Raw genomic sequence first — 25,967 nt, forward strand, 5'->3', positions numbered from 1 at the left:
GGAAACATTCGGCGCAGACAGGATCGCGCTAACATGGCAGGGGTGCGGCGGCAAACCCCTTCCCATTCACCTTTTCCGGCGCAGGCTTCAGACGACCTGCCGGTGCGGCCGTGGGTCAGCCGCCGCCGCGCTCGCGCCGCACCAGGGCACCCAGCCGTGTCAGCGCGCTGGTGAGAGCCTCGTCCTCGCCCGGTGGAACAAGGCGCCGCGCCGCTTCCAGCTCGCTGGGCGCGGGCTCCGGCACGCGGGGCGGCGGTCCGCTGCGCCGGGGCACCGGCCCCTGCCGCAAGGCGAGACGACCGACGCAGCGCCAGCCGAAATAGGCATTGATGCGCTCCACCACGACCGGGGCCGCATATTGCAGTTCGATGGCATAGGCCCCCTCCACCCGCACGATCAGGGTTGCGGGCTCGGTGCCCTGCCGGTTCGGCCACTGCATCTTCAGCGGCAGGGTGCGCGGGGCGAGGTCCGGCCCCACGATCTCGTCCCAGTGGGTGACGATCTCGACGATGGAAAAGCCCGCGCGGCCCAGCGCCTCGGCAATGCTGGGGCCGACGAGATCGGCGAGCAGATGGGCCTGCTTCGGCTTGCGCATGACGAACCGCTGTTCTCCAAAACCACCCACGGGAAGGGCCTTGCCCCGGCCCGCGGCAGACGGCACGGTGCCGCCATGACCGCCCGCGCCACCGCCGCCAAGCCGACCGCCCCGATGCCCGCCGCCACGAAACGGCAGCCCCCCAGGTCCAGCACCGCCCCGGCCCCCTCGGCCCTGCTGGCCTGGTATGACCGGCACAGACGCCGCCTGCCCTGGCGGGCGGAAGCGGGACGCACCGCCGATCCCTACCACGTCTTCCTGTCGGAGATCATGCTCCAGCAGACGACGGTGAAGGCGGTCGGGCCCTATTTCACCGATTTCCTGCGCCGCTGGCCCACCGTGCGGCATCTGGCGGAGGCGCCGCTGGAAGAGGTGCTCTCGGCCTGGGCGGGGCTCGGCTATTACGCGCGCGCCCGCAACCTGCACGCCTGCGCCAAGGCGGTGGTGGCGCGCCACGGCGGACACTTCCCGGCCGACGAGGCAGCCTTGCTCGACCTGCCGGGCATCGGCCCCTATACGGCCGCAGCGATCTCCGCCATCGCCTTCGATCTGAAAGCGAGCCCGGTGGACGGCAATATCGAGCGGGTGGTGAGCCGCCTCTATGCGGTGGACGAGCCGCTGCCCAAATCGAAGCCCCGCATCAAGGCGCTGGCCGCGGCGCTGACGCCGGAGCGGCGGCCCGGCGATTTCGCGCAGGCCATGATGGACCTCGGCGCCACCATCTGCACCCCGCGCAGCCCGGCCTGCCCGCTCTGCCCCTGGATGGAGCCCTGCACCGCACGGGCGGAGGGCGATCCCGCCCGTTATCCGGTAAAGGCGCCGAAGGGCGAGAAGCCCCGGCGCGAGGGTGTCGCCTTCCTGATCGTTCGGGCGGACGGCGCCGTGCTCCTGCGCACCCGCCCGGACAAGGGACTGCTGGCCAAGATGACCGAGGTGCCCTCAACCCCCTGGGGCGCCAGACCCGAAACCCCGGCGACCCACGCCCCGCTGGCGGCACGGTGGCGGCCGCTGCCCGGCGCGGTGGAGCATGTCTTCACCCACTTCGCCCTCACCCTGTCCGTGCTGCGGGCCGATGTGCCGGCGCGCACACCGGCGCCCGATGGCCATCGCTGGGTGCACCCTTCCGGATTTGACCGCGAGGCCCTGCCCTCCGTCATGCGCAAGGTGCTGGCGCACGGGCGGATCGGCGAGGGTTGAAGGAGCTTAAACGCCGCAGAACGGATCTGGATTACTGCTCGATCCGGGATAATGAGTTTCGCAAACGGCCGATTATCCGCAGGACCGAAAGGGCTATCTCTTCCCTCGAAACGGAGCGGCGCTGACGCCGCCCGACATCGAACAAGGAAGACTCCCATGCGCAACCTGTCTTATGCCGCTCTCGCCCTCGTCGCCGGCCTGTCGCTGACCAGCGTCGCCCAGGCGGACGAGTACACCACCCAGGAAGTCCGCGACCAATATGCGGTCGCCGCCGAGAGCGCCGCGCACAACCAGCCCCTGCTGCCCTTTACCGCGCAGGCCACCGCCCGCACCGCTGCCTCCAAGGCGCAGGCCCCTGCCGCGACGCAGGACGCCATCGTCGGCCCCTTCTCGGACAAGGATGCCCATTCGGGCCCGGCCCACTTCGGCATTCCTTCCCGCCTGTGACCGTCCAGGGGTGAAGGCCGCTTAGCGCTCATCTGAAGGCGTCGAGGCGCCTGAACGCTACGGAGGCGACCCGATTGCTTCCGTTTTGGACGCATTCATCTTCGAAATAAGGCGATTATATCCCTATCGGAAAGAGCTATCTCTTCCCTCGACACGGAGCGGCGCTGACGCCGCCCCAACATCAAACAAGGAACACTCCCATGCGCACCCTGTCTTATGCTGCTCTTGCCCTCGTTGCCGGCCTGTCGCTGACCAGCGTCGCCCAGGCGGACGAATACACCACTCAGGAAGTCCGCGATCAGTATGCGGTCGCCGCCGAGAGCGCCGCGCACAACCAGCCCCTGCTGCCCTTCACCGCGCAGGCCACCGCTCGCACGGCCGCTCCGCAGGCGCAGGCTGCGACGCAGGACGCCATTGTCGGCCCCTTCTCGGACAAGGATGCCCATTCGGGCCCGGCTCACTTCGGCATTCCTTCCCGCCTGTGACCGTCCGGCGGCAAAGGCCGCCGAACGGCTGACCTGAAGCCCTCAACGCAAATGGGGCGAGCGGAGATGATCCGCCCGCCCCATTGCCGTTTTCAGAAGATCGGTTCGGCTCACTCTTCCGAGCGGATGCCCATTTCGGCCCGCAGACGGGCGCGCAGCACATCGATGGGATGGCGGCGGCCTTCCTGCTCCACATGCCAGAATGTCCAGCCGTTGCAGGCTTCCGCGCCCTGGGCCAGCGCGCCCATGCGATGAATGGAGCCCACCGCCAGCGTGGCGGCATTCACGAGCGCGATGGTGCCATCGGCGCGCACCACGGCCCGGACATGGCCCTTGGCGTCGGTGAGTTCGAGGCCGGGCGTCACAAGCCCGCTGTCCACCAGCGCCGAGAAGGCGACGCGGGGCGCCTCGCGGGCGCTGGGCGGGGCCACAAGGGCAGCTTCCGGCAGCGGCTCGATGGCATCGATGCGGGCGGCGGCGGCGGCCGCATAGGTCTCGTCGCGCTCGACGCCGACGAAGTGGCGACGCAGGCGCTTGGCCACCGCCGCGCTGGTGCCGGAGCCGAGGAAGGGATCGAGCACCACGTCGCCGGGCTTGGAGGCCGAGAGCATCACGCGGGCGAGCAGCGCTTCCGGCTTCTGCGTCGGGTGCAGCTTGCGGCCCTGCGCATCCTTGAGGCGCTCGCCGCCGGTGCAGATGGGCATCAGCCAGTCGGAGCGCACCTGCACATCCTCATTGCCGCCCTTCAGCGCCTCGTAATTGAACTGGTAGCCCTTGGCGCCGGGATCGCGCGCGGCCCAGATCATGGTCTCGTGGGCATTGGTGAAGCGCCGGCCGCGGAAGTTCGGCATCGGGTTCGACTTGCGCCACACCACGTCGTTCAGGATCCAGAAGCCCAGATCCTGCATCAGCGCGCCGACGCGGAAGATGTTGTGATAGGAGCCGATGACCCAGATGGTCGCGTTCGGCTTCATGACCCGCTTAACCGCCAGCAGCCAGGCGCGGGTGAAGGCGTCATAGGCCTCGAAGCTCTCGAACTGGTCCCAGGCATCGTCAACCGCATCGACGCGGCTGTCGTCGGGACGCTTCAGTTCGCCCTGGAGTTGGAGATTGTAAGGCGGGTCGGCGAAGACCATGTCGACGCTGTGCGGCGGCAGGCTCGCCAGTTGCTCGACGCAATCGCCGATCAGAATGCGGTCCGTCGGGATCGCGCGAGACGGTTCCGCGAAGTCGACCCCGCCGGAGAGGCGGGGCGCCCGGCGGGGCGCCCCTTTACGCACCACACTCATGAGACGCAACCCATACGCAACGCTTACTGTGGGGCAGAGTGTTGCGCGCCGCCGGTAAAGGCGAAGTTAGCGTCAGGGCATTTCGCAAATATTTGCGCGTTTACGCGACCTTCATCTTTCGTTCCACGTAACGCTGCTCCTGCGTGAGGCCGCCATAGCCGTAGGCATCCGCCTTTACTTCCCGCACCAGCACATAGCTTTCCGGGTGAAGCGGCCCGAGCAGCGCCGACATGGCCGCGAACACGCCCGCCACATAAGCGGCCTTCTCGTCCTTGGTATTGGTGCCGTCCACCACCACGATATCGAGCCAGAAGCTGGCAAGACCCGCCTGCGCAAGGCTCTGGCCGGCGATGAACCACTGGTCCGCCGGCACGACGTCGATGGCGACGGCGGTGAGATTCGGGTCCTTGCGCAGGATCTCCTGCGTCAGCCGGGTCAGGGTCTGCGCCACCTGCGCGACAGAGGTGGCAGCGGGGGCTGAGAGCTTCACATTGAGAATGGGCATGGGTGCCTCCTTCAGGGATGGCGCACCCTACCGCCCAACGTAACATGAGAAAAATTGATTGATTTGAGACGAGGATTTTTCAATGCTCATAACATGAGCATCAAGAATCTCGATCTCGATCTCCTGCGCAGCTTCGCGGCGGTGGCGGAGCTGGGCTCCATCTCCGCCGCGGCCCAGAGGATCGGCCGCACCCAGTCCGCGGTGAGCCTCCAGATGGACCGGCTCGCCGAGCAGCTCGGCTTTCCCGTGGTGGAGCGCAAGGGGCGCGGCGTCGCGCTCACCCCGCGCGGCGCCGCCTTTCTCGACGACGCCCGCCGGCTGCTCGACCTGAATGACCGCGTGCTCGGCCACCACCTGCGCAGCGGCTTTTCCGAACCGCTGCGGCTCGGCTTCGTGCAGGATGTGGCGGAATCGGCGCTGCAGCGCATTCTGGCGCGGCTCGGCAGCCTCTTTCCCGGCGCCCCCATCACGGTGCGGGTGTGCTCGACCAACACCATGATCGAGAAGCTGCGGATCGGCGAGCTGGACCTTGCCGCCGGCTATCGCGTGGAGACGGACGTGCCCACGCGGCTCATCATGCGCGAGCAGATGTGCTGGATCGGCGCCCGCAGCCTGCGGCTCGACCCGGAGGAACCAGTGCCCCTTCTGATGTTCGAGAGCCCCTGCATCTTCCGCAGCGCCGCCATCTCGGCACTCACGGCGGCGGGACGGTCCTTCCGCATCGCCCTCACCAGCCCCAGCCTGCCGGGCGTCATGGCGGCCGTGGGTGCCGGTCTCGGCATCACCCTGCGCTCGGCTCGTTCGCTGCGGCCGGACCTGATGACCATCGGCGACCTCGGCACGCAGCCGCTGCCGCATTTCGAGTATGCGCTCTACAGCCGGGCGGAGAACCGCCTGCCGGCCCTCGACCAGATCGAGCAGGTGATCGAGGAGGAACTGCGCCGCGAGCGGCCGCTTTTCGCGGTGGCGTGAGGGCGCGGACGAACCGCCCGCGCCCTCCCCCGTTCAGTGCTGGTGGCCCATGTTGCCCATCCCGCCGGCGGCGGGGGCCGTCGCGCCGATGCCGCGCACGTCGAAGGTCACGTCCACCTTGCCGGCCTTCTCGAACACGAGGGTGCCCTTCACCTTCTCGCCTTCCTTCAGCGGCTGCTTCAGGTCCATGAACATGAGGTGGTAGCCGCCCGGCGCCAGTTCGACGGTCTTGCCGGGCGCGATCTCGAGGCCGCCGGCCAGCTCGCGCATGGTCATGACGCCATTGGCCATGCTCATCTCATGCACCTCGCCCTTGGCCGCCCGCTCGAAGCTGGCGGACAGCAGCTTGTCCGGCGCGCTGCCGGTGTTGGTGATCTTGAGGAAGCCGCCGGCCACCTTGGCCCCGCCAGGGGTTGCGCGCGTCCAGGGGGCATCGAGCACGAGATCGCCCACCTTCACCTGCGCCGAAGCGGCCGGAGCGGAGGCTGCCGCCTGCGCCACCTTGAGGATGGCCGGGGGACGGGGCGGCACGGGCTGGCCGGCAACCGGCGTCTCCGCCCAGTTGGTGGAGCCCTTCTCGCAGGTCTGGAGCACCGGGAAATAGAGGGTCTGGCCGGCCACGTCCGGGGTGAGGGTCGAGACGAAGACGAACTCGTCATAATAAGCGTCGGGCAGGTTGCCGCCGGACCAGGTGATGGTCTTCACGCCCTCGGTGGCGGGCTTGCCGTGCATCATCGGATAGGCCTTGGCATAGGGGCCGGTCTCGATGGCAATGGTCCAGCCGGCCTTGGGCTGGGGCTTCACACCCACCACGCCCTCGGGAATGGTGACCTTGATGGCGGTGGTCGCGCTGCCGTCGCAGCCGTGACCCACCTTGAGCGTGCCCTGATAAGAACCCGGCAGGGCTTCCTTCTGCGCCAGCACCACATGGGCGGAGGCGGAACCGGCGGTGAGCGAGAACAGCGCGGCCACGGCAAGCGGGCGCGCGCGCGAAACGAACGTCTGGGACATGACAGTCTCCTGAAGGACCTGAAGGGGGAAGATCGGTGGCGAGGGATCAGACCCGCGCCGGAGGCCCCCGGGCCGCAAAGGAGAGCTGAAGCCGCGCCCGCGCCGGTGCGCCGTCGGGCAGCGGAGCGAGGCGGATGACGGCGGTGTCGCGCTCTGTCAGGAGAAAAGGCGCCGGCGGATCGAGCAGAGCCGGCGCGGCGGCGGCCGTGCAGCCGAAGACGCAGCACAGGGCATCGTGTCCCGCGCCGTCCGACGGGCCGTGGTCCATGCCCGCGCTGCCTTCGCAGACGAAGCCGGCAGCCACACCAACGCTGTGCTCGGTCGAAGCCAGCGTGCCGATGACGGACTGGATGAGCAGCGCATAGGCCAGCAGCAGGGGGAAGACCCACCGCCCGAAGCCCGATCGTGATGCGCGCCAGAAGCTCATGACCAGACCTCTAGGGCTGCCCCGGCCCCGGCGCAAGCGCAGCCACGCCGCAGGGGCGCCAATCCCCGGCGTCAATGGTATGAATTGATTTCCTTGGGTCATTTGGGGCGGGGCGGGAAAATGGTCTTCTGGGTTCCGATCATGGCCTGGGTGCTGGTTCTCGTCTGCACGGGCCTTGCCGTGCGCCGGGCGCAGACGCGCACCCTCGGCTTCGCGCTGGAGCGGCTCATCGCCTACATCCTGCTCTTTCCGGTCGGGCTCGTCGGCCTGTGGGCCGCGCTCGGACACATCGTCTTCGCCGCACAGGCCGCCGCCAGCATCGGCTGGGCGCCGAGCCCATTCCAGTATGAGGTGGGCGTCGCCAATCTCGGCATCGGCGTCGCCGGCCTCATCGGCGCCTGGTACCGCAACTGGGGCTATCGCCTTGCGGTGGCAGTGATGACGGGCGGCTTTCTCGGGGGCGCGGCGGTGGGTCACGTCGTGCAGATCGTGACCACGGGCAATCTTGCAGCCGGCAATGCCGGCCCCATTCTTTATACAGACGTGCTGACCCCTCTCTCCCTGCTCGTCCTCCTGGCGCTCACCGTCCGATCCGCACGCAGCTGAGCGGCGTAAAGGGGGCGAGCAGAAAAGGCGCCCCATGACTTCTCAAGACGATGCCGAACGCAACCGCTTCTCCGCGCGCGCCGCGCGCTATGCCCGTGTGGGCGTGAATGTGGGGGGCGTCGCCGCGCGCATCGCTGGCGCGCGTCTGATGGGCGGGGCGGGCGCGGGCAATGCGGAAGCGCTGGCGGCGGCGCTCGGCGGACTCAAGGGGCCGCTCATGAAGGTGGCGCAGCTCATGGCCACCGTGCCGGACGTGCTGCCGCCGGAATATGCGAGCGAACTCCAGAAGCTCCAGAGCGATGCCCCGCCCATGGGCTGGAGCTTCGTGCGCCGGCGCATGATGGCCGAGCTGGGCCGCGACTGGGAAAGCCGCTTCTCCTCCTTCGAGCACAAGCCCGCCGCTGCTGCCTCGCTGGGGCAGGTGCACCGGGCGGTGGCGCTCGATGGCGACCAGCTCGCCTGCAAGCTCCAGTATCCGGACATGCAGGCCGCCGTGGAGGCGGACCTCAACCAGTTGGACGTCCTCTTCTCCATTCACCGCCGCATGGACCCGGCCATCGACACGCGGGAGATCGCCACCGAGATCGGCGCCCGCATCCGCGAGGAACTGGATTACCGGCGCGAGGCCAAGCACGCGAAGCTCTATGCGCGGATGCTCGCCGGCCAGCCCCATGTGCGCGTGCCCCATGTGCGCGATGACCTCTCCACCGGCCGCCTGCTGACGCTGCAATGGCTGGAAGGCACCAAGATCCTTGCCTTCAAGGATCACAGCCTCGAGGAGCGCAACCTGCTGGCGCGGGCCATGTTCACCGCCTGGTGGCTGCCCTTCAGCCAGTATGGCGTCATCCATGGCGACCCCCACCTCGGCAATTATACCGTCTTCACGGATGCGGACGGCGGGCCGCAGGGCATCAACCTGCTCGATTACGGCTGCATCCGCATCTTCCCGCCGCGCTTCGTGGCGGGCGTGGTGGACCTCTACCGGGGCCTTGAGGCGCATGACGAGGCCCGCGTGGTCCATGCCTATGAGACGTGGGGCTTCAACGGCCTCACCCGCGAACTCATCGACACCCTCAACATCTGGGCGCGCTTCATCTATGGCCCGCTGCTGGACGACCGGGTGCGCACCATCGCCGACGGCGTGGAGCCGGGCCAGTACGGCCGGAAGGAGGCCTTCCAGGTGCACACCGCCCTGAAGCGCCTCGGCCCCGTGACGGTGCCCCGCGAATTCGTCTTCATGGACCGGGCCGCCATCGGCCTCGGTGCCGTCTTCCTGCACCTGAGGGCCGAGCAGAATTTCCATGCGCTGTTCGAGGAGGCCATCGTCGGTTTCTCCCACGAGGCGGTTGCGGCCCGTCAGGCGGAGGCGCTGGCGGAGGCCGGCCTGTGAACAGGGCGGGATTCGAACCCTTGGCAACGCTCGGGAATTGACATCCGTCCGCGCGCCCCGTATCAGGCGCGCTCCGATCCATTCTAATGGCCCGATGAGCCGCGCGGTGAAGCGCGCCGCGGTCGGCCGAAGGCAAGTGTCATGAAGATCCGCAACTCGCTGAAGTCCCTGCTCGGCCGTCACCGCGACAACCGTCTGGTCCGTCGCAAGGGCCGCATCTACATCATCAACAAGACCCAGAAGCGCTACAAGGCGCGCCAGGGCTGAGGTCTGCCGCGCCGCTCCGTGCGGCGCGATCACAGATGCGCGGCTTGGCCGGCCACGGTGTTGACGGGCGCATCCTTGCGCCCGACACTTGGCTCATGAAGCCGCCGCGCATTCTTGCTCCGCATCCCGGACGCATCCCATCCAAGAAGCTCGCGCTCCGCGGGAGCCGGGTCACCACGCGCGCCGCGCTGGTGACGCACTTCAAGTCGCGCCGCATGGCCCTCGTGCTGGCGGTGGCGCTGGCCGCCGCCTCGCAGGCCGAGGCGCAGACGACGGGACCCGTGCCGTCAAGGCCCGAGGCGACTGCGCCCGCCGAGACAGCCCCCCGCCCCAAGCCTCCCCGCGACAAGCGCACCCAGATCAACGCCCTGTTTGAGGCCCTGCGGCTCGCGCCCGACGAGGCAACTGCGGAAGCCGTGGGCGAACGGCTGGAGCCGCTCCTCGGCGAGACCCAGAGCACGGCCGGCGAACTCCTGCTCGCCCGCGCCAATGCTGCTGCGGAAGCCAAGCAGTATGATCTCGCCCTCGCCCTGCTCGATCAGGTGGTGGAGATCGAGCCCGACTCGCTCGCCGGCTTCAGCCGCCGGGCCACGGTCTATTATCTCCAGGACGATTATGCGGATGCGCTGCTCGACATCCGCGAGGTGCTGGCCCGCGAGCCGCGCCACTACACCATGCTGCTCGGACTGGCGATGATCCTGCGCGAGATCGGCGACGAGCCGCGCGCGCTGGAGGCGGCCCGCAAGGCGCTCGCCGTCAATCCCAACCTCGCGCCTGCCAAGGAACTGGTCTCCCAGCTCGCCACCAAGGTGGACGGCCGGGGCATCTGAGGTCCCGGCTTCAGCGGCGCGCCGGAGGCGCCGGCGGCGGCATGGGCGCGGGTGAGGCCGCCCCCTGCGGGCGGGTGCCGGTCTGGTTGCTCTCGGTGAGCTGCACCGTCCAGCCCTTCTGCTCCTTGGTATCCACCTCAAGGAAGCCGGTGCGGTCGAAGCCGCGCGCGAGGCAGTCCTCCACCCCGCGGATGGTGAATTCCTTGTCGCGGGTGCACATGAAGGCCTTGCCGGACCACTCGCCGCCCTGGTCGTAATCGACGGCATAGAGATAATAGAAGCGCGCGACCAGATCGCCGCGCAGCAGCGTCTCGCAGCTGTTGGCGGCGATGTTCCACCAGCCTTCCGTGGCCCAGTTCTCCCCTTCCTTATAGCCGATGGCGACCCCCACTCGGCTCGGCGTGCGGTTGCACAGGCGGAAGTCGGCCGCGGCGGGATCGGGAAGGACGACGCTGAACAGACCGACGGTGCCGAGCAGCGCCAGCAGCAGCGGAAGGCGTGCGCGCATCCGCATTCGGATCGCGCGGAAATGCTCCAGATGGCGGAGAAACGGTCGGATCATGCCTGCGGAGTGCTTCGGATCGTCTGACACCATGAGCGCCGTTGTGTGCCTGCCGGAGGTCTGGCCGTCAACACGGCTGAGAATAAGAGGGAATCGGCGCCGGACGGGCCGGGCCGGCCGGCTTCCCTGACACCGGAAGGCGGCAGCATGGAGGCGCCCCACGCCGGCCCTCACGGCAGGCCGGGTTCGGGAACCGGGCCAGGGCGCGGGCGCGCCAGCACCAGCCCGAGCACGATGAGGGCAGCGCCACAATATTGCAGCAGGCCGAGATGCTCGCCGAGCACCAGCCAGCCGAGCGCCGCCGCCGACACCACCTCCAGAAAGAAGACCAGCGCGCCGAAAACCGGCGGCACCACGGAGAGCCCCACAGCCATCAGCCCCTGCCCGCCCACCTGGCTCACCACGGCCAGCGCCAGCACGGCGAGCGCGCCCTGAAGCGTATGCGGCAGCAGCACCGGCTCCATCACCAGCGCCACCACGAGGAGGGCAAGACTGGTGATGGCGGTGGAGAGAAAGGTCACGAGCCCCGCCCCGAACCGCCGCCGCGCCACCCGCACCGAGAGGAAATAGGAGGCGAAGAACATGGCCGTGATGAGCCCCGCCGCATCGCCAGCCAGCTTCTCCGGCGCGAATTGCCAGCTCTGACCGATCAGCGCCAGCGTACCGGCGAGGCACAACAGGAGCCCCGCCACCAGCGGCTTCGTGAAGGGCTCGCGCAGCATGAAGAAGGCATAGAGCGCCACCCAGATGGGGGAGGTGGTGGCCAGGACCGCCGCATTGGCGACCGTCGTGCCGAGAATGGCGAGGTGCCAGAAGATGAGGTCACCTGCGAAGAACAGGCCGGCGAGCACGCTCGCCCGATCCGGCACCGGCAGGCGCGGCCCGGTCTCGATCCGCGCCCAGACCAGCAGGAAGGGCAGCGCGAGGGCGGTGCGCCAGAAGGCGCTGGCAAACGGACCGACGTCGGCAAGGCGTACGAAGAGCACGGAAGCGCCCATGGCGAGCGCGCCCAGCACGAGGGCGGAAATGCCGGCGGCGAGGCGCAGGGACGGCGCAGGCTGGCCGGTCATGGGCGCGCACCCGCGCCGACGCGGACGAAAGACACGGAGATAAGGGACATGGAGGCGTGAAAATTCTCGAAGCAGGCGGGAGCGACGGCGGGGCCGCAGCGGCCTAAAGCTTGCACGAACGGCCCCGCCGCGCCACATCGGGAGCCAACATCGCCCCACACCCGCGCAAGCGGGACGCCGAGGAGCCTGAACATGACCGACCTGTCGGAAGACGAACGCACCAAGCTGGAGGCTGCCGCCTTCCGCCGGCTGGTGGCGCATCTCGCCGCACGCACCGACGTGCAGAACATCGACCTGATGAACCTCGCCGGCTTCTGCCGCAACTGCCTGTCCAACTGGTATCTGGACGCAGCCCAGGAAGCGGGCCTGCCGCTGAGCAAGGACGAGAGCCGGCAGGCCATCTACGGCATGCCCTATGAGGACTGGAAGGCGCTCCACCAGCGCGAGGCGACCGACGCCCAGAAAGCCGCCTTCGAGCAGGCCAAGCCCAGCCATTGAGGCAACAGGAGTTGCGGGGTTTTCCCCACCGGCGTGGATTGCGGGGACGCGTCCTTGACGGGACGCTCTTCTTTGCCCCTCTATCCTCCCCCCAATGGTGGATGGGCGCGCAGGCTTCCGGCCGGGTGCCACCTTCCCCTTCGACAGCGGCCTCTCGGGGCCGGACCGCTCTTGATGGAGGAGCGCAGGACAATTCTGCACCGTGATGGTGCACATGGCCCGGACGGACGGGCAGGAGTGAGAGAATGACGGCAGACGTGGCTGATACCGGGGTCGCCGCAGATGAGCTCAGGCAGTTCGTCGAGCGCATCGAGCGCCTTGAAGAAGAGAAGAAGGCGATCGCGGACGACATCAAGGACGTCTATGCGGAGCTGAAGGCGCGTGGCTTCGATTCCAAGGCCGTCCGCAAGATCGTGCAGATCCGCCGCCAGGACGCGCAGGAGCGTCAGGAGCAGGAAGCGATCCTCGAACTCTACATGCAGGCCCTCGGCCTCGCCTGAGGCGGCACGGCCCCTCGGAACACAAAAAGGCCCGGCGCATCGCGCCGGGCCTTTTTTCATGTCTGGACCATCGCGCGAAAGGCGCGGTCACAGCCCGCGCTGGCTCAGGCGCACGGGCGGCGCCTGGAAGACATAGGTCGGCAGCACAGCAATCGCCTCGCCGCTGAAGCGCGAGGTGGAGAGGCCGCCCGTGGGGTCCTTGCCGAACCCCTGCGCCACCACTTCCTGCGGCGCGGTGAGGAAGGCGGTGAAGACCCGCGTCTCCGGCATCTTGAGATAGGCCTCGCCCCACAGGCCCGGACCGCGGAACACGCGGCCGAACGGGATGTCCGCAGCCGTGCGGCTCGAACCGCGCAGGCGCGGCTGGGGCGCGGCGGCGATGGCGGGATTGGGCGGCAGGGCCGACGCGATGTCGCCGCCGGCGGCATAGCCGAGCGCGGTGGAGGGCGGCGGCCCCATGATCTCGCTACGCTCGCTGGTGCCGCGCATGATGACGGCGGGCAACGGCACCGGCGCGCCAGCCGGTTCCAGGCTCGCCACCTGCGTCGGCGCCTGCGGCCGCTTGATGGGCAGCGGCGCAAAGGGCGCGTTGGTGGCGTGGGCGGTGAGCATGGCGGCGGCCGCGATCTCGGCCGGACGGGCGGAGGGCAGCGGCGTCGTGGAAACGGCGGTCACGACCGGACGGGAGGCCTGCGGCGGCGGCAGAGGCGCAGAAGCGGCGGGCGCCGGAGCCGGTGTCGCGGCACGGGACGGGGCCGCGCTCGCCACCTGGGTGGCGCGCGGCGCGCGCTCGGGCTGCACGCCTTCCACTTCGCCCGCGTCGCTTTCCTCCGGCGCCGGCTTGCCGAACAGGGAGGCGAAGAAATTGCGGATGCCCTTGAAGCCGTCGGCCTGCGGCGCGTCGGAGGCGACGCTGCCACGCGCTTCCAGTTCCGCCAGCGCCAGCTGGTAGCCGGACATGGGCTTGCCGTCGGTGGGAATGAGCACGGTCTTGCCATCCGGGAAGACGCGGGCCAGTTCCTCGCGGCTCATGCGCGGCCACATGCGCACGCCGCCGGTGTCCATATGGACGAAGTTCTGCGACGGATAGAAGCCGACGCCGCCGCGCTGGAGCCGCAGGCCGGTCTCGCGCAGCTCCGCGAGGCGCACCCCGGGGATGTAGAAGTCCATCGCCCTGCCGCGCATGTGCTGGCTGGTCTCGGCCACCGCCTTGCTGCGGGAGCGGAGCATCGCATTGGTGGAGGGCGAGCGGTAGCCGCACAGGAGGGTGATGGGCGCGGTTGCCCCGACCTCCCGATAGACCTCCCAGAGGAGATCAAAGAGATGGGGGTCCATCTCGATGGGCTCATCCTTGCGCCAGTCGCGCGCGAGCCAGTTAAGCTGCTTCAGCACTTCCGGGTCGTAGCGGCCATCCTTCTTGAAGGTGAAGGAGCCGGCTTCGCCCGTGTGGGGATTCGTGAAGGTGAGCGTGCGCGTGTCGCCGTTCGCGACGGCGTTCTGCAACGTGCCGGTGCCGCACAGGAAGAGGGTCGCCGCCACCGCCAGCGAACGGGCGGTCCGCCGCACGGAGGGCGAGAGCGCGATGCCGCTCCGGTCCGACGTCCAGATGCGAAGCGGAAGGCGAGTGTTGTTCTTGTTCGGCAAAATCCAGAACCCGAGGCTCAGGTCTATCCATGCCGCGCGCGTACGCGCGGTGCGATGCTCAACAGAGTCTTGCCGGGCTCGGTTAAGGGCGGGTTGACGCCCATCGCCCCGTAGTCACGCTGGCGTGAGTAGCCGTGCACTGTGGCGGAATCTTGCCGCCCGCCTGTGTCACGCAAGTTACACGCAAGCTTTAGTTAACGGAAATTCCAAATGAATTCCTAAACAGGCAGATTGCCGCCAACGCCCGTTGCCACAATCCCGACCGATTTACCCACGGCTTTTCAGCCGAGCGGGCAGGCTTCAAAAGCAAAAGGGGCCGCACGCGGGCGGCCCCTTTCGGACATCGGGATCAGTGCGGCTAGAAGCGCCCTCAGCGGGCGACGGGCACCGCGCGGCCGGCCACCTTCTGCTCGCCGTCGAGGCCGAGGGCCTCCTTCACCTTGGCGTTGGTGCCATAGACATCCTCGCGCGAGACGAGGCGGCCGCCGTCGTCCACGAAGGTGGTGAAATAGACGAGGTGAACGGGAATGCGCTGCTTGAGCGTGAGATAGCGCTCCGCGCCGCCGAGCATCTTGCCGATCTTCTCATCGGTCCAGCCCTGTCCGGGCATGCCGATGTTGAAGATGACCTCGGCGAACTTCAGCGGATCCTGCACGCGGATGCAGCCGTGGCTGTACGCGCGCCGGTCGTTGGCGAACAGCGCCTTGGACGGCGTGTCGTGCAGATAGACCGAGTGGTCGTTCGGGAACATGAACTTGATGCGGCCGAGCGCATTGCGCTCGCCGGGGGGCTGGCGGAAGGAATAGCCGCCGGTGCCCTGCGCCCAGTTCACCGTGCCGGGGTCCACCACGCGTCCGTTCTTCACCACCTCCATGCCCTGGCGGGCGAGGAAATAGGGATCGCGCTGGAGGTTCGGCAGCATCTCCTTGCGGGCGATGGAGGGCGGGATGTTCCAGTAGGGGTTCAGCACGACATATTCCATGTCGTGCGTCAGCAGCGGCGTCTGGTTCTCCGGCTTGCCCACCACCACGCGGGTCTGGTGGATGGTCTTGCCGTCATCCACCACGCGCACCACGAACTCGGGAATGTTCACCATCACATGGACGGAGCCGAGATCGCGCGGCAGCCAGCGCCAGCGCTCCATGTTGGCGATGATGTCGGCGCGGCGCTCGGCGGGGTTTTCCACCCGGTTCAGCACTTCCAGCGTCGAGGGACCGACGACGCCGTCCGCATTGAGGCCCGAGGCGCCCTGGAAGGCGGCGACGGCGCGGGCGAGATCGGCGTCATAGAGGCGGTCGCCGGCGGTCGCGGACTTGAGGCCGAGGCGGGCCCGCAGCGCCGGCACGCGGGCATCCATGTCACCGGGACGCAGCGTCGGGCCGCCGGGCACCCGCATGGGCGCGGGGCCGGCGTGGCTGTCTGCCAGCGCGAGCTTCGCCTTCAGGGCCTTGTAGCCGGCATGGGTGGGGTTGTAGGCGGCCAGCGCCGCGCTGGCGTCCTTGGCGTCGACGAGGCCGGAGAGCACCGTCACCGGATCGGGGAAGGTGCGCAGCGGCGTGAGCTGGGGCGAGATCCGCGAGGGATCGAAGCGGCCGGCCTGGGCGTGGCGCGCGTAAAGGAGGGCCGATGCGGCAAGCCGCACCTCGGCGCGGGCAAGCGCCGGCAGGTCCGGCTGGGCCGCGAGCTTGGGCACCGGATAGGCGGCCGGATCGAGGCCATCCTCGGCGGCGGCGGCGAAACGCGCCTCGACGCCCTTGCCGACGGCATTCAGGCCCTTGTCGGTGACGAAGACCGGCTCGTCCTGACGCGCGGCATAGAAGGACTGGATGGCCTCCTGCTCGCGCTTGGTGATGCCGAGCCCCTCCAGCGCCGGAACGGCGAGGATCTGGCGCACCTGCTCAGCCAAGGGATTGAGCTTGGGGGCTTCCGCCGTGGTGGACGGGGTTGCGGCCGCAGGCGCCGCCGGAGTGGCAGCGGCATTGGCCGGCGCCTCGGGGGCGGACGGAGCGGGGGTTGCAGCCTGTGTCGCGGCGGGCGCCGTCGTTACGGGAGTGGCGGGGCTCGCCTGCTTCGCGGCCGGCGTGGAGACGTGGCCCGGCTCCACATGGGCCGGCGGCCAGGCGATGCCGTTGGCCTCGGAGGCCGCAGCCGCACGGCTCGCGGGGGAGGTGTCATCGGTGGATGCGACGGCCGGGTCGGCCGGCATCAGCACCGGCAGGCCGGCGCCGGCGAACACCGCACCGAGCATCAAGCCGGCGAAGACGCGGCCGGCGGACGGCCACGGAAGAGGACGCAGCAAGGGACGCTCCATCTGACCCAACTTTTCTCAGCCTGCCCCAACTTTGCCCACCACCCTGCGCCTCAGCGCCGGATGCGGTTCGCCTGACATGGCCTGACCTGACGGTGCGACCCGCGCAGCGAGTCACATGCTTAACCATAGCGAGCATTGCCATCGCCGCCGGAAAAGCAAAATCAATCCTGCTTTCCAAACGCGACGGACGCCGCCCTGTCACTCGGCGGCAACAGCCAGCGGCGAAACCGGCTCGGGAACAGGCAAGCCCAAAGCACTTAGCTTTCGGTAAAGGGTGGACCGGCCGATGCCGAGGCGGCGCGCCACCTCGCTCATGCGCCCGCCGTAGAGCGAAACCGCCGCGCGGATGGCGTCCGCCTCGAGCTGCTCCAGCGTGCGTGTATGGCCGAGGGCATCAAGGAACGGCAGACTCTCGTTGATGCCGCAGGCTTTTGCGGCCGGCTGGCCGCTGCGGTCCTGCGCCGTCCAGTCCGCGTCATGGGCCAGACGCAGGCGCACCGGCGCTCCGGCAACGGGCGCGGCAGGGCGCTCGGACACCGCCCCTGCCCCGGCGAGCGCCAACGCATTCGTGATCGCCACCTTGAGGCGAAGGGCGCCGGCGGGCTTCACCACGAAGTCCCGCGCGCCCGCCCGGATGGCGGATGCAGCGCCGTCGATGCCGGCCGGCGTCACGCTGACAATGACCGGCACGCTGGACCCGCGCGCCTCGAGCGTCCGCAGCACGCCCATGCCGTCGAGGCCGGGCAGCACCAGATCGAGCAGCATGAGGTCAAACGGCTCGCCATCGAGACGGGCGAGCGCCGCGTCCCCGTCGCCGACGCAGACCACCTCATGCCCCTGATGCAAGAGCGCCGATTCGACCCGGCTGCGTTCAAAAAAATCGTCTTCCACCAAAAGGATACGCGACATAACAGGAATCCGGCCCCGCACGATTCCAACAAGCTTCACCGGATGGGGTTAACGAAACGGGCACAGCTGCGGCATCAAAAGGGCGCGGGTGGCGTTGAAGGCGGGCGCGGTTGCGCGGTATGACCGGCTCAGTCGTTTCGACGCTTCTGGAGGCGCCATGTTCGGTCCCGTTTCCTTCCTGACCCCTGACGCCGCGACCGCCTCCGCGCCGGCCACGCCGCTGCCGGAATGGAACCTCACCGACCTCTATGCGGGCATGGACGATCCCAGGATCGCCACCGACCTTGCCGAGGCCGATGCCCTCTCGAAGGCCTTCGAGACGGACTACAAGGGCAAACTCGCCGATATCGCCGCCGCTCCCGATGCGGGCGCGCAGCTCGGCGCCGCGGTGAAGCGCTATGAGGCCATCGACGACCTGATGGGTCGCGTGGCCTCCTTCGGCAGCCTTGTCTATGCGGGCGACACCGCCGATCCGGCCCGCGCCAAATTCTTCAGCGACATTCAGGAAAAGCTCACCGACAGCTCCACCCATCTCCTGTTCTTCACGCTGGAGATGAACCGGCTGGAGGATGCGCAGGTGGAAGCGGCGCTGAAGGATGCCGCCTTCGGCCACTACCGCCCGTGGGTGGAAGACCTGCGCAAGGACAAGCCCTACCAGCTCGAAGACCGCGTGGAGCAGTTGTTCCACGAGAAGTCGAGCCCGGCGCGCGGCGCCTGGGGCCGGCTGTTCGACGAGACCATGTCCTCGCTGCGCTTCAGCGTCGACGGCAAGGAACTCGCCATCGAGCCCACGCTGAACCTGATGCAGGATCCGAACGAGGCCGTGCGCAAGGCGGCCGGTCAGGCCCTCGCGCAGACCTTCTCGGAGAATCTGCGCCTCTTCAGCCTCATCACCAACACGCTGGCCAAGGACAAGGAAATCTCCGACCGCTGGCGCGGCTTCGAGGATGTAGCCGACAGCCGCCACCTCGCCAACCGCGTGGAGCGCGAGGTGGTGGACGCCATGGTGGCCTCCATCCGCGAGGCCTTCCCGCGCCTGTCGCACCGCTATTACGCCTTGAAGGCCAAGTGGTTCGGCAAGGAGAAGCTGGAGTTCTGGGACCGCAACGCCCCCCTGCCGAAGGTGGACACCCGCGACATCGACTGGGACGAGGCCCGCGACACCGTCCTCGGCGCCTATTCCACCTTCTCGCCGCGCATGGCGGACATCGCCCGCGTCTTCTTCGACAAGAACTGGATCGATGCGCCGGTGCGCCCCGGCAAGTCGCCCGGCGCCTTTGCGCACCCGACCGTCCCCTCGGCGCATCCCTATGTGCTGCTGAACTACCAGGGCAAGCCGCGGGACGTGATGACGCTCGCCCACGAGCTGGGCCACGGCGTGCATCAGGTGCTGGCCGGCCGGCAGGGCGCCCTCATGGCCCCCACCCCGCTGACGCTGGCGGAGACGGCCTCTGTGTTCGGCGAGATGCTGACCTTCCGCCGCCTGCTCGCCGCCGCCGAGACGCCGCAGGCCCGCAAGATCATGCTCGCCCAGAAGGTGGAGGACATGATCAATACGGTGGTCCGACAGACCGCCTTCTACACCTTCGAACGCAAGGTCCACACCGAGCGCCGGCAGGGCGAGATCACCGCCGAGCGCATCGGCGAACTGTGGATGGACGTGCAGACCGAGAGTCTGGGCCCGGCCATCAACCTCAGCGCGGGCTACGAGACCTTCTGGACCTACATCCCGCACTTCATCCATTCGCCCTTCTATGTGTACGCCTATGCCTTCGGCGACTGCCTCGTGAACTCGCTCTATGCGGTCTATCAGAAGGCCTCTGACGGCTTCGCCGAGCGCTATCTGGAGATGCTGGCGGCGGGCGGCACCAAGCACCATTCGGAGCTTCTGGCCCCGTTCGGCCTCGATGCCCGCGACCCGGCCTTCTGGCAGACCGGCCTCGGCCTCATCGAGAGCATGATCACCGAACTGGAGCAGATGGAAGGGGCGTAAGCGCGCCGCTGTCCAGCCTGAAAGGGAAGACGGGGCGGCCGGTGCCGTCCCGTCACCAATGGAACCGGCGCTCAGGAATGCCTGCGATCATCGCGGGACGGGAGCTGCCGCTGGAACGGGTGGATCGGGCGCCTTTGCGCGCTTACTGCCGTCCCCCTTCCATTCACGCCCGCAATCCGCCCCATCCTTCCGCGAAGCCAAACGCTCTTTTGAAACGCCTCCCGGCAGGTCTCCGCCCGTCGCGACCGGATCAGCTTCGTGTGTGCGGAAACGGGGGATTGCCGCCCGAACCCCGTTGCCGAACAGGCTCCGGGCAAGTCAGCCATGGTCAGCCTCATGCAAGCGGCTCGCGCGACGTTCGTTCTCATCTCTGCATGATGAGGGCGCCCCCATGGTTGTCATATCGGACAAGATCCTGAGGATCGTCGCTCCATCCGGGAGACCCGCCACCACCGCCGCGCTCTACAAGCTCAATCTCCAGGAGAAAGCCCTGGAGAGGCAGATCAGTGAATTGAAAAGCTCCTCCGGCACGGGCGGAGCTGATGTTCAGGAAGAGATCCGCAAGCTTGAGACCAAACTCAGCGAGATTCAGAAGAAGATGGAGCCGCTAAAGGCTCAGCTTGAAGAATTGCGGGAGCAGGAGGACAAGGAAGCCGAGGCGAGCGCCGCCGCACGCGAAGCCGCCTTGCGCAAGGGGGAAAACCCCTACGCTCACCCCCTGAAAATCGACCTGACATCGATTGACAGAAAATAGGCTTATCTCGGTTTCCTGGCGGCGGTCCCTCCCGGTTTGCCCCCCTCACTTCAGGGCGGCGGCCACCTGCGGGGCGAGTTGGGCGGCAATGGCCTTGTAGCCGTCCGGCAGCAGGTGCTGGCCATCGGCCTGGCGCGGATAGCCGGCGAAGGCGTGATTGGGCAGCATCACCACCTTGATGTGGCGGGCTTCCAGCTCCGCCTTCATGGCGCTGACATTGGCGCTGGTCTGATCCGCCTGCCCCTTCATCTTGTCGTTGCCGCCGGGCTGGAGGATCACCACCCGCGTATCGGCGCCGACCACGGAAGGCAGGCGCGCCCGCATGCCGGCGGTGGTGTCCCCGTTCACGCCCGCATTTCGGACGCTCACCTTGAGCCCCTGCTCCCGCAACAGAACCTGAAGGCGGGAGGGATAGTCCTCGCCCCGCGCCACTCCCTTGCCATAGGTCTGGCTGGCGCCGAGCGCCACCACCTCGGCCGCGGCGGCCGGCAGCGCGCCGGCGAGGAAAGCCAGTGCCACAAGGGCGGCTCGGCAGCGTCCGGTGAACGGCGGTCTCCTGTGCAGGCCCATGGGACTCCCCCCTTTGTCGTTACCCCATCAGAGTAGGGGGAAGCGCGGGCGAGGCAACCGAAGAGGCCCATGCGCCATCGCGCTTACGGAATTGACGACAGGTTGATGCGGGCATATACCCAATTCATGTCTCCATCGTGCCACTGCACCCGCCTGCGGATCGCCACCCGCAAGATGACGGCCCTCTACGATACGGCGCTGGCGCCCACCGGCATCAATGTCGCGCAATTCTCCATCCTGCGCACCATCGAGCGGCGGCAGCCGGTCAGCCTGACGGAGCTGGGGCGGCTGCTGGCCCTCGACCGCTCCACCATGGGCCGCAACGTCCGCGTGCTGGAGAAGCAGGGGCTGGTGACGCTCGGGCGCGGCAAGGACCAGCGCGAGGCCGCAGCTTCGCTCACGGAGACCGGCACGGCCACACTGCGGGCGGCCGAGCCGCTCTGGGAAGACTGCCAGACGGACATGGGCCGGCGCTTGGGCGCCGAGCGTCTCGCCCTGCTGGACCAACTGAACCAGTTGCTGTGATCTTTTACCCTGATACGGGCATGCGCCCCTAAATTGGATTCCGCCATGTCCTCCCCCGCCCCCGCTCTACAGCCCGCCGTCCCGGCCGCCTTTGCCCGCCTGGGCATCCATTACGGCTGGGTCGTCGCCTTCGTGACCTTCCTCACCATGCTGGTCACCGCCGGCGCGGTGGGCACGCCGGGCATCCTCATCGGACCACTGCAGCAGGAGTTCGGCTGGAGCACCTCGGCCATCTCGTCCGCCTTCGCAATCCGCCTCGTGCTGTTCGGCTTCATGGGACCGTTCGCGGCGGCCTTCATGAACCGGTTCGGCGTGCGGCGGGTGGCCGTGGTGGCCCTGTCGCTCATCTTCGCAGGCGTGCTGGGCTCCTTTGCCATGACGCAGCTCTGGCAGCTCGTTCTGCTCTGGGGCTTTGTGGTCGGCTTCGGCACCGGGCTCACCGCCATGGTGCTCGGCGCAACGGTGGCCACCCGCTGGTTCGTCGCCCGGCGCGGGCTCGTCATCGGGCTGCTCACCGCCAGCACGGCCACCGGGCAACTTGTCTTCCTGCCGCTGCTCGCCGAACTGACCCAGACGCTCGGCTGGCGCAGCGCATTGACCGTCGTGCTGGTGCTGCTTGGTGTCGCCGCTCTCATCGTGCTGGCACTGATGCGCGACCGGCCCTCGGATATCGGTCTTGCGCCCTTTGGAGCGCCTGCCGGCATGGTCCCGGCCACGCCCGCCGGGCCGGCGAGCCTCTCCGCCATGCTCGCCTCGCCGCTACTGGCCCTGCGCGATGCCGCCCGCACCCGCATCTTCTGGATGTTGTTCGGCACCTTTTTCGTCTGCGGCGCCAGCACCAACGGTCTGGTGCAGACCCATTTCGTCTCGCTGTGCGGAGATTTCGGCCTGGCGCCCGTCGCCGCCGCGGGCATGCTCGCCGTCATCGGCGTCTTCGATTTCGCCGGCACGGTGGGATCGGGCTGGCTCTCCGACCGCTTCGACAGCCGCACCCTGCTGTTCTGGTATTACGGACTGCGCGGCCTGTCGCTGATCTACCTGCCCTTCACCAGCTTCAGCTTCTACGAACTGTCCGTCTTCGCCGTCTTCTACGGGCTGGACTGGGTCGCCACCGTGCCACCCACGGTGAAGCTCACGGCAGACCGGTTCGGCGAGCGGGCCAATCTCGTCTTCGGCTGGGTGTTCGCCGGGCATCAGATGGGGGCCGCCTTCGCCGCCTGGGGCGCCGGCTTCACCCGCACCGCCTATGACACCTACCTGCCCGCCTTCTTCTTCGCCGGCGTGCTCTGTGTCGCCGCAGCGCTCGCCATCATCGCCTTGCGCGAACCCCGCGTGCCGGCACCGGCGGTGGCGTGAGATTTGGCGGCGGAGATTGCCCAGCCCTTCCTCTCGCAGATCGAAACCGGCAAACGGGAGGGTGACATAGACACGCTGAAGCGGATCGCTTCCGCCCTCGGCGTCGCCTTGGACGATCTGGTCTAACCGCTCGATCCCGACCGGAACCGCAACACCTTGCCAAAACAAAAGGCCCCGGAGCGACGCTCCGGGGCCTTTCTGTTTCGATCCCGCGGGAAGAACCCGATCAGAGGTTCTTCACCACTTCCTCGGTGACCTTCTTGGCGTCGCCGAAGAGCATCAGGGTGTTGTCGCGGAAGAACAGCTCGTTCTCCACGCCCGCATAGCCCGAGCCCATGCCGCGCTTGATGAAGAGAACGGTCTTGGCCTTCTCCACGTCGAGGATCGGCATACCGAAGATGGGCGAGGCCGGATCCGTCTTGGCGGCGGGGTTGGTCACGTCGTTGGCGCCGATGACGAAGGCCACGTCCGCCTGGGCGAACTCCGAGTTGATATCTTCCAGCTCGAAGACCTCGTCGTACGGCACCTGGGCTTCCGCCAGCAGCACGTTCATGTGCCCCGGCATGCGCCCCGCCACCGGGTGGATGGCGTACTTCACCTCGACGCCTTCCGCCTTCAGCTTGTCGGCCATCTCGCGCAAGGCATGCTGGGCCTGCGCCACCGCCATGCCGTAGCCCGGCACGATGATGACCTTCTGCGCGTTCTTCATGATGTAGGCCGCGTCGTCCGCCGAGCCCTGCTTCACGGGACGGGCCTCCACCGCGCCGCCGGCCGCACCCGCCACCTCGCCGCCGAAGCCGCCGAGGATGACCGAGATGAAGGAGCGGTTCATGCCCTTACACATGATGTAGGACAGGATGGCGCCGGAGGAGCCGACCAGCGCGCCCGTGATGATGAGCGCGGTGTTGCCCAGGGTGAAGCCGATGCCGGCCGCCGCCCAACCCGAATAGGAGTTGAGCATGGAGACGACCACCGGCATGTCGGCGCCGCCGATCGGGATGATCAGCAGGCCGCCGAGCACCAGCGACAGGATGGTGATGAGCCAGAACAGCACCGAGGAACCGGTCATCACGAAGGCGACGATCAGCACCAGCAGCAGCAGCGTCAGACCGCCGTTGATGTAGTGCCGGCCCGGCAGCATGATCGGCTTGCCCGACATGTTGCCGTTGAGCTTGGCGAACGCGATCACCGAACCGGTGAAGGTGATGGCGCCAATGGCGACGCCGAGCACCATTTCCACGAGGCTCGCGCCGTGGATGTGGCCGTAGTCACCGATGCCGAAGGCGGCGGGCGCATAGAGCGCGGCAGCCGCGACCAGCACCGCCGCGAGGCCCACCAGCGAGTGGAAGGCGGCGACGAGCTGCGGCATGGCGGTCATGGCGATGCGGCGGGCCACCACGGCGCCGACACCGGCGCCGATGGCGATGCCCGCGATCACCAGCACCCAGCCGAACGCGTCGGCAGGCGGGGAGAGCGCCAGCGTGGTGAGCACGGCGATGCCCATGCCGACCATGCCGAACAGGTTGCCCTGCCGCGACGTGGTGGGATGCGAGAGGCCCCGCAGCGCCAGGATGAACAGGATGCCCGCGATGAGATAAAGCAGGGCGGCCAGATTGGCAGTCATCGGTGCGCCCTCACTTCTTCTTCTGGTACATGGCGAGCATCCGGCTGGTCACGAGGAAGCCGCCGAAGATGTTCACCGATGCAAAGATTAGCGCGATGAAGCCGAAGCCGCGCGCCCACCAGGTGTGGCCTGGGTCGCCAACGGTGGAGACACCCACCGCCAGCAGCGCACCGACCACGATCACCGACGAGATGGCGTTGGTGACCGACATGAGGGGGGTGTGGAGCGCCGGGGTGACCGACCACACCACGTAATAGCCGACGAACACCGCCAGCACGAAGATGGACAGACGGAACACGAAGGGGTCGATGGCCCCGCCGGTGGCCGCATGGGCGACCGCGCCGACGGCGGCGGCGGCCTGATCGGCATAGAGCTGGGCGGCGTCCGCGGCCTGCCGGGCGATCTCGGCGGCAGCCTTCGCCTGGGCGGCGGAATCAGCCGCGGCCTGAGCGGTGATGGGGTTCATTGGGCAGCTCCCTCAACCTTGGGGGCGAAATTCGGATGCACCACGGCGCCGTCGCGGGTGAGCAGGGTGGCCTTGACCAGCTCGTCGTCCCACTTCACCGCCAGCGCCTTCGCCTGCTTGTCCACGAGGGTCTCGAGGAAGGCGAAGAGGTTCTTGGCATAAAGCTGCGAGGACGAGGCAGCGAGGCGGCCGGGCACGTTGAGGTGGCCGACGATCTTCACGCCGTTCACGTCCGCGACCTCGCCGGGCACCGCGCCTTCCACATTGCCGCCGCGCTCGACCGCGAGGTCGACGATCACGGAGCCGGGCTTCATGGAGGCCACCATGGCGGCGGAGACCAGACGCGGCGCGGGCCGGCCGGGGATCAGCGCCGTGGTGATGACGATGTCCTGCTTCTTGATGTGCTCGGCGACGAGGGCCGCCTGCTTGGCCTGATATTCGGCGGACATGGGCTTGGCGTAGCCCGCCGCCGTCTCGGCCTGCTTGAACTCCTCGTCCTCCACGGCGACGAACTTGGCGCCGAGGGATTCCACCTGCTCCTTGGCGGCGGGACGCACGTCGGTGGCGGTGACGACCGCGCCGAGGCGGCGGGCGGTGGCGATGGCCTGAAGGCCGGCGACGCCGGCGCCCATCACGAAGACCTTGGCGGCCGGAACGGTGCCGGCGGCGGTCATCATCATGGGCAGGGCGCGGCCGAACTCGGCCGAGGCGTCGATCACGGCGCGATAGCCGGCGAGATTCGCCTGCGAGGACAGCACGTCCATCACCTGCGCGCGGGTGATGCGCGGCATCAGCTCCATGGCGAAGGTGGACAGACCGGCCTTGGCGAGCTCGGCCAGAGCCGCCTCGTTGCCATAGGGATCCATGATGCCGATGACGAGGGCGCCGCTCTTGTAGCCGGCGATCTCTTCCACCGTGGGACGGCGCACCTTGAGCACAACGTCAGCTCCGCTCACCGCGTCGCCGGCGGTGGCGGCAATGGTCGCGCCAACGGCCTGATAATCGGCATCGGGAATACCCGAGGCGAGGCCGGCGCCCGACTGGACAGCCACCTCCGCGCCAAGGCCGATCAGGCGCTTGACCGTATCCGGGGTCGCAGCAACCCTCGGCTCGCCGAGATCAACCTCGGCGGGTACAGCGATTTTCATCTGAAACCTCTACGAG

28 protein-coding genes and 2 pseudogenes are annotated in these 25,967 nt (G+C 68.3%); 15 read left to right on the top strand and 15 right to left on the bottom strand.

Features of this window, described 5'->3' with window-relative positions; genetic code table 11:
• Window positions 1-115 precede the first annotated feature (115 nt).
• Window positions 116-595, bottom strand: coding sequence for a DciA family protein (locus tag DFO45_RS08525; protein WP_043878796.1), 480 nt, complete (start codon window positions 593-595; stop codon window positions 116-118).
• A gap of 114 nt (window positions 596-709) precedes the next feature.
• On the opposite strand from DFO45_RS08525, the gene mutY reads away from it, so the two are divergent.
• The 3 genes from mutY to DFO45_RS08540 all read left to right on the top strand — a co-directional run bounded on the left by mutY (window position 710) and on the right by DFO45_RS08540 (window position 2,724).
• On the top strand, window positions 710-1,792 hold the full coding sequence (gene mutY, locus DFO45_RS08530; protein WP_133864828.1) for an A/G-specific adenine glycosylase: 1,083 nt from the start codon (window positions 710-712) through the stop codon (window positions 1,790-1,792).
• Between the two features lie 156 nt (window positions 1,793-1,948).
• Window positions 1,949-2,239: a hypothetical protein gene (locus DFO45_RS08535; protein WP_133864531.1), complete on the top strand. Its 291-nt coding sequence runs from the start codon at window positions 1,949-1,951 to the stop codon at window positions 2,237-2,239.
• Window positions 2,240-2,439: 200 nt separating this feature from the next.
• Window positions 2,440-2,724, top strand: a complete 285-nt coding sequence (locus tag DFO45_RS08540) for a hypothetical protein (RefSeq protein ID WP_043878794.1) — start codon at window positions 2,440-2,442, stop codon at window positions 2,722-2,724.
• Window positions 2,725-2,834: 110 nt separating this feature from the next.
• Here DFO45_RS08540 and DFO45_RS08545 read toward each other — a convergent pair whose 3' ends face one another.
• Together DFO45_RS08545 and DFO45_RS08550 are read right to left on the bottom strand one after the other, a co-directional pair.
• The gene (locus tag DFO45_RS08545) at window positions 2,835-4,013 is read right to left on the bottom strand and encodes a site-specific DNA-methyltransferase (RefSeq protein ID WP_133864532.1); all 1,179 of its coding nucleotides are present in this window, start codon (window positions 4,011-4,013) and stop codon (window positions 2,835-2,837) included.
• 100 nt (window positions 4,014-4,113) lie between these two features.
• A complete protein-coding gene (locus tag DFO45_RS08550; RefSeq protein ID WP_133864533.1) occupies window positions 4,114-4,518 on the bottom strand; it encodes a 4-oxalocrotonate tautomerase family protein in 405 nt (134 codons plus the stop codon).
• A 93-nt stretch (window positions 4,519-4,611) separates the two neighbouring features.
• On the opposite strand from DFO45_RS08550, the gene DFO45_RS08555 reads away from it, so the two are divergent.
• On the top strand, window positions 4,612-5,490 hold the full coding sequence (locus tag DFO45_RS08555; RefSeq protein WP_133864534.1) for a LysR substrate-binding domain-containing protein: 879 nt from the start codon (window positions 4,612-4,614) through the stop codon (window positions 5,488-5,490).
• A gap of 33 nt (window positions 5,491-5,523) precedes the next feature.
• Here the strand turns inward: DFO45_RS08555 and DFO45_RS08560 are convergent, their stop codons facing one another.
• Window positions 5,524-6,501, bottom strand: a complete 978-nt coding sequence (locus tag DFO45_RS08560; RefSeq protein ID WP_133864535.1) for a DUF1775 domain-containing protein — start codon at window positions 6,499-6,501, stop codon at window positions 5,524-5,526.
• A gap of 46 nt (window positions 6,502-6,547) precedes the next feature.
• Window positions 6,548-6,928 carry a DUF2946 family protein gene (locus DFO45_RS08565; RefSeq protein ID WP_133864536.1) on the bottom strand — a complete coding sequence of 127 codons (381 nt, stop codon included), beginning with the start codon at window positions 6,926-6,928 and terminating at the stop codon, window positions 6,548-6,550.
• A 120-nt stretch (window positions 6,929-7,048) separates the two neighbouring features.
• Here DFO45_RS08565 and DFO45_RS08570 point away from each other — a divergent pair, with 120 nt between their 5' ends.
• The 4 genes from DFO45_RS08570 to DFO45_RS08585 all read left to right on the top strand — a co-directional run bounded on the left by DFO45_RS08570 (window position 7,049) and on the right by DFO45_RS08585 (window position 10,021).
• Entirely contained in the window at window positions 7,049-7,534 is a 486-nt protein-coding gene (locus tag DFO45_RS08570; RefSeq protein WP_133864537.1) for a DUF6790 family protein, read from the top strand.
• Window positions 7,535-7,568: 34 nt separating this feature from the next.
• A complete protein-coding gene (locus DFO45_RS08575; protein WP_012168978.1) occupies window positions 7,569-8,924 on the top strand; it encodes an AarF/ABC1/UbiB kinase family protein in 1,356 nt (451 codons plus the stop codon).
• Between the two features lie 141 nt (window positions 8,925-9,065).
• On the top strand, window positions 9,066-9,191 hold the full coding sequence (gene ykgO / locus DFO45_RS08580) for a type B 50S ribosomal protein L36 (RefSeq protein ID WP_012168977.1): 126 nt from the start codon (window positions 9,066-9,068) through the stop codon (window positions 9,189-9,191).
• A 35-nt stretch (window positions 9,192-9,226) separates the two neighbouring features.
• On the top strand, window positions 9,227-10,021 hold the full coding sequence (locus DFO45_RS08585) for a tetratricopeptide repeat protein (RefSeq protein ID WP_133864538.1): 795 nt from the start codon (window positions 9,227-9,229) through the stop codon (window positions 10,019-10,021).
• A 10-nt stretch (window positions 10,022-10,031) separates the two neighbouring features.
• On the opposite strand, the gene DFO45_RS08590 is transcribed toward DFO45_RS08585, so the two are convergent.
• Both DFO45_RS08590 and DFO45_RS08595 read right to left on the bottom strand, forming a co-directional pair.
• Entirely contained in the window at window positions 10,032-10,529 is a 498-nt protein-coding gene (locus DFO45_RS08590) for a DUF1036 domain-containing protein (protein ID WP_245517996.1), read from the bottom strand.
• 224 nt (window positions 10,530-10,753) lie between these two features.
• The gene (locus DFO45_RS08595) at window positions 10,754-11,653 is read right to left on the bottom strand and encodes a DMT family transporter (RefSeq protein WP_133864539.1); all 900 of its coding nucleotides are present in this window, start codon (window positions 11,651-11,653) and stop codon (window positions 10,754-10,756) included.
• Window positions 11,654-11,845: 192 nt separating this feature from the next.
• Here DFO45_RS08595 and DFO45_RS08600 point away from each other — a divergent pair, with 192 nt between their 5' ends.
• Together DFO45_RS08600 and DFO45_RS08605 are read left to right on the top strand one after the other, a co-directional pair.
• Window positions 11,846-12,151, top strand: a complete 306-nt coding sequence (locus DFO45_RS08600; protein ID WP_012168973.1) for a DUF1244 domain-containing protein — start codon at window positions 11,846-11,848, stop codon at window positions 12,149-12,151.
• 245 nt (window positions 12,152-12,396) lie between these two features.
• Window positions 12,397-12,651 carry a DUF2312 domain-containing protein gene (locus DFO45_RS08605; protein ID WP_081433878.1) on the top strand — a complete coding sequence of 85 codons (255 nt, stop codon included), beginning with the start codon at window positions 12,397-12,399 and terminating at the stop codon, window positions 12,649-12,651.
• Between the two features lie 87 nt (window positions 12,652-12,738).
• Here DFO45_RS08605 and DFO45_RS08610 read toward each other — a convergent pair whose 3' ends face one another.
• From DFO45_RS08610 to DFO45_RS25195, 4 genes and pseudogenes are all read right to left on the bottom strand, one after another.
• On the bottom strand, window positions 12,739-14,295 hold the full coding sequence (locus DFO45_RS08610; protein WP_245517998.1) for a DUF882 domain-containing protein: 1,557 nt from the start codon (window positions 14,293-14,295) through the stop codon (window positions 12,739-12,741).
• A 370-nt stretch (window positions 14,296-14,665) separates the two neighbouring features.
• Complete coding sequence (locus DFO45_RS08615; protein WP_133864540.1) at window positions 14,666-16,594, bottom strand: L,D-transpeptidase family protein; 1,929 nt, start codon at window positions 16,592-16,594, stop codon at window positions 14,666-14,668.
• Window positions 16,595-16,804: 210 nt separating this feature from the next.
• Window positions 16,805-16,984, bottom strand: a pseudogene (locus DFO45_RS25190) (helix-turn-helix domain-containing protein); the annotation flags it as partial.
• Window positions 16,985-17,188: 204 nt separating this feature from the next.
• Window positions 17,189-17,515: pseudogene (locus DFO45_RS25195) on the bottom strand (response regulator); the annotation flags it as partial.
• A gap of 157 nt (window positions 17,516-17,672) precedes the next feature.
• Here DFO45_RS25195 and DFO45_RS08625 point away from each other — a divergent pair.
• Both DFO45_RS08625 and DFO45_RS08630 read left to right on the top strand, forming a co-directional pair.
• Entirely contained in the window at window positions 17,673-19,508 is a 1,836-nt protein-coding gene (locus DFO45_RS08625; protein WP_133864541.1) for a M3 family oligoendopeptidase, read from the top strand.
• Window positions 19,509-19,899: 391 nt separating this feature from the next.
• Window positions 19,900-20,262: a FlxA-like family protein gene (locus tag DFO45_RS08630; protein WP_133864542.1), complete on the top strand. Its 363-nt coding sequence runs from the start codon at window positions 19,900-19,902 to the stop codon at window positions 20,260-20,262.
• A 45-nt stretch (window positions 20,263-20,307) separates the two neighbouring features.
• Here the strand turns inward: DFO45_RS08630 and DFO45_RS08635 are convergent, their stop codons facing one another.
• On the bottom strand, window positions 20,308-20,781 hold the full coding sequence (locus DFO45_RS08635) for a GDSL-type esterase/lipase family protein (RefSeq protein ID WP_245517999.1): 474 nt from the start codon (window positions 20,779-20,781) through the stop codon (window positions 20,308-20,310).
• A 156-nt stretch (window positions 20,782-20,937) separates the two neighbouring features.
• On the opposite strand from DFO45_RS08635, the gene DFO45_RS08640 reads away from it, so the two are divergent.
• The 3 genes from DFO45_RS08640 to DFO45_RS08650 are packed head-to-tail and all read left to right on the top strand — an operon-like array spanning window position 20,938 to window position 22,839.
• Window positions 20,938-21,357 (top strand): MarR family transcriptional regulator, encoded by a 420-nt coding sequence (locus DFO45_RS08640; protein ID WP_245518000.1) that lies wholly within the window; start codon window positions 20,938-20,940, stop codon window positions 21,355-21,357.
• 45 nt (window positions 21,358-21,402) lie between these two features.
• On the top strand, window positions 21,403-22,713 hold the full coding sequence (locus tag DFO45_RS08645) for an MFS transporter (RefSeq protein WP_133864544.1): 1,311 nt from the start codon (window positions 21,403-21,405) through the stop codon (window positions 22,711-22,713).
• Between the two features lie 3 nt (window positions 22,714-22,716).
• On the top strand, window positions 22,717-22,839 hold the full coding sequence (locus tag DFO45_RS08650; protein WP_133864545.1) for a helix-turn-helix transcriptional regulator: 123 nt from the start codon (window positions 22,717-22,719) through the stop codon (window positions 22,837-22,839).
• A 100-nt stretch (window positions 22,840-22,939) separates the two neighbouring features.
• Here DFO45_RS08650 and DFO45_RS08655 read toward each other — a convergent pair whose 3' ends face one another.
• From DFO45_RS08655 to DFO45_RS08665, 3 genes are read right to left on the bottom strand one after another with little or no spacing between them, the layout of a single operon-like run.
• Window positions 22,940-24,337 (bottom strand): NAD(P)(+) transhydrogenase (Re/Si-specific) subunit beta, encoded by a 1,398-nt coding sequence (locus DFO45_RS08655; RefSeq protein WP_012168963.1) that lies wholly within the window; start codon window positions 24,335-24,337, stop codon window positions 22,940-22,942.
• A gap of 10 nt (window positions 24,338-24,347) precedes the next feature.
• Window positions 24,348-24,803 carry a proton-translocating transhydrogenase family protein gene (locus DFO45_RS08660; RefSeq protein ID WP_012168962.1) on the bottom strand — a complete coding sequence of 152 codons (456 nt, stop codon included), beginning with the start codon at window positions 24,801-24,803 and terminating at the stop codon, window positions 24,348-24,350.
• Window positions 24,800-25,951 (bottom strand): Re/Si-specific NAD(P)(+) transhydrogenase subunit alpha, encoded by a 1,152-nt coding sequence (locus DFO45_RS08665; RefSeq protein ID WP_012168961.1) that lies wholly within the window; start codon window positions 25,949-25,951, stop codon window positions 24,800-24,802. Before DFO45_RS08665 ends, DFO45_RS08660 begins: the two co-directional genes overlap by 4 nt.
• Window positions 25,952-25,967 lie beyond the last annotated feature (16 nt).

Source organism: Azorhizobium sp. AG788 (assembly GCF_004364705.1).
Lineage (GTDB): Bacteria > Pseudomonadota > Alphaproteobacteria > Rhizobiales > Xanthobacteraceae > Azorhizobium > Azorhizobium caulinodans.

Excerpts from the sequence above, each read along its gene's own strand:
- DFO45_RS08525 (WP_043878796.1), bottom strand. The coding sequence starts at position 595 with ATGCGCAAGCCGAAGCAGGCCCATCTGCTCGCCGATCTCGTCGGCCCC.
- mutY (WP_133864828.1), top strand. The coding sequence starts at position 710 with ATGCCCGCCGCCACGAAACGGCAGCCCCCCAGGTCCAGCACCGCCCCG.
- DFO45_RS08535 (WP_133864531.1), top strand. The coding sequence starts at position 1,949 with ATGCGCAACCTGTCTTATGCCGCTCTCGCCCTCGTCGCCGGCCTGTCG.
- DFO45_RS08540 (WP_043878794.1), top strand. The coding sequence starts at position 2,440 with ATGCGCACCCTGTCTTATGCTGCTCTTGCCCTCGTTGCCGGCCTGTCG.
- DFO45_RS08545 (WP_133864532.1), bottom strand. The coding sequence starts at position 4,013 with ATGAGTGTGGTGCGTAAAGGGGCGCCCCGCCGGGCGCCCCGCCTCTCC.
- DFO45_RS08550 (WP_133864533.1), bottom strand. The coding sequence starts at position 4,518 with ATGCCCATTCTCAATGTGAAGCTCTCAGCCCCCGCTGCCACCTCTGTC.
- DFO45_RS08555 (WP_133864534.1), top strand. The coding sequence starts at position 4,612 with ATGAGCATCAAGAATCTCGATCTCGATCTCCTGCGCAGCTTCGCGGCG.
- DFO45_RS08560 (WP_133864535.1), bottom strand. The coding sequence starts at position 6,501 with ATGTCCCAGACGTTCGTTTCGCGCGCGCGCCCGCTTGCCGTGGCCGCG.
- DFO45_RS08565 (WP_133864536.1), bottom strand. The coding sequence starts at position 6,928 with ATGAGCTTCTGGCGCGCATCACGATCGGGCTTCGGGCGGTGGGTCTTC.
- DFO45_RS08570 (WP_133864537.1), top strand. The coding sequence starts at position 7,049 with ATGGTCTTCTGGGTTCCGATCATGGCCTGGGTGCTGGTTCTCGTCTGC.
- DFO45_RS08575 (WP_012168978.1), top strand. The coding sequence starts at position 7,569 with ATGACTTCTCAAGACGATGCCGAACGCAACCGCTTCTCCGCGCGCGCC.
- ykgO (WP_012168977.1), top strand. The coding sequence starts at position 9,066 with ATGAAGATCCGCAACTCGCTGAAGTCCCTGCTCGGCCGTCACCGCGAC.
- DFO45_RS08585 (WP_133864538.1), top strand. The coding sequence starts at position 9,227 with ATGCGCGGCTTGGCCGGCCACGGTGTTGACGGGCGCATCCTTGCGCCC.
- DFO45_RS08590 (WP_245517996.1), bottom strand. The coding sequence starts at position 10,529 with ATGCGCGCACGCCTTCCGCTGCTGCTGGCGCTGCTCGGCACCGTCGGT.
- DFO45_RS08595 (WP_133864539.1), bottom strand. The coding sequence starts at position 11,653 with ATGACCGGCCAGCCTGCGCCGTCCCTGCGCCTCGCCGCCGGCATTTCC.
- DFO45_RS08600 (WP_012168973.1), top strand. The coding sequence starts at position 11,846 with ATGACCGACCTGTCGGAAGACGAACGCACCAAGCTGGAGGCTGCCGCC.
- DFO45_RS08605 (WP_081433878.1), top strand. The coding sequence starts at position 12,397 with ATGACGGCAGACGTGGCTGATACCGGGGTCGCCGCAGATGAGCTCAGG.
- DFO45_RS08625 (WP_133864541.1), top strand. The coding sequence starts at position 17,673 with ATGTTCGGTCCCGTTTCCTTCCTGACCCCTGACGCCGCGACCGCCTCC.
- DFO45_RS08630 (WP_133864542.1), top strand. The coding sequence starts at position 19,900 with ATGGTTGTCATATCGGACAAGATCCTGAGGATCGTCGCTCCATCCGGG.
- DFO45_RS08640 (WP_245518000.1), top strand. The coding sequence starts at position 20,938 with ATGCGGGCATATACCCAATTCATGTCTCCATCGTGCCACTGCACCCGC.
- DFO45_RS08645 (WP_133864544.1), top strand. The coding sequence starts at position 21,403 with ATGTCCTCCCCCGCCCCCGCTCTACAGCCCGCCGTCCCGGCCGCCTTT.
- DFO45_RS08655 (WP_012168963.1), bottom strand. The coding sequence starts at position 24,337 with ATGACTGCCAATCTGGCCGCCCTGCTTTATCTCATCGCGGGCATCCTG.
- DFO45_RS08660 (WP_012168962.1), bottom strand. The coding sequence starts at position 24,803 with ATGAACCCCATCACCGCTCAGGCCGCGGCTGATTCCGCCGCCCAGGCG.
- DFO45_RS08665 (WP_012168961.1), bottom strand. The coding sequence starts at position 25,951 with ATGAAAATCGCTGTACCCGCCGAGGTTGATCTCGGCGAGCCGAGGGTT.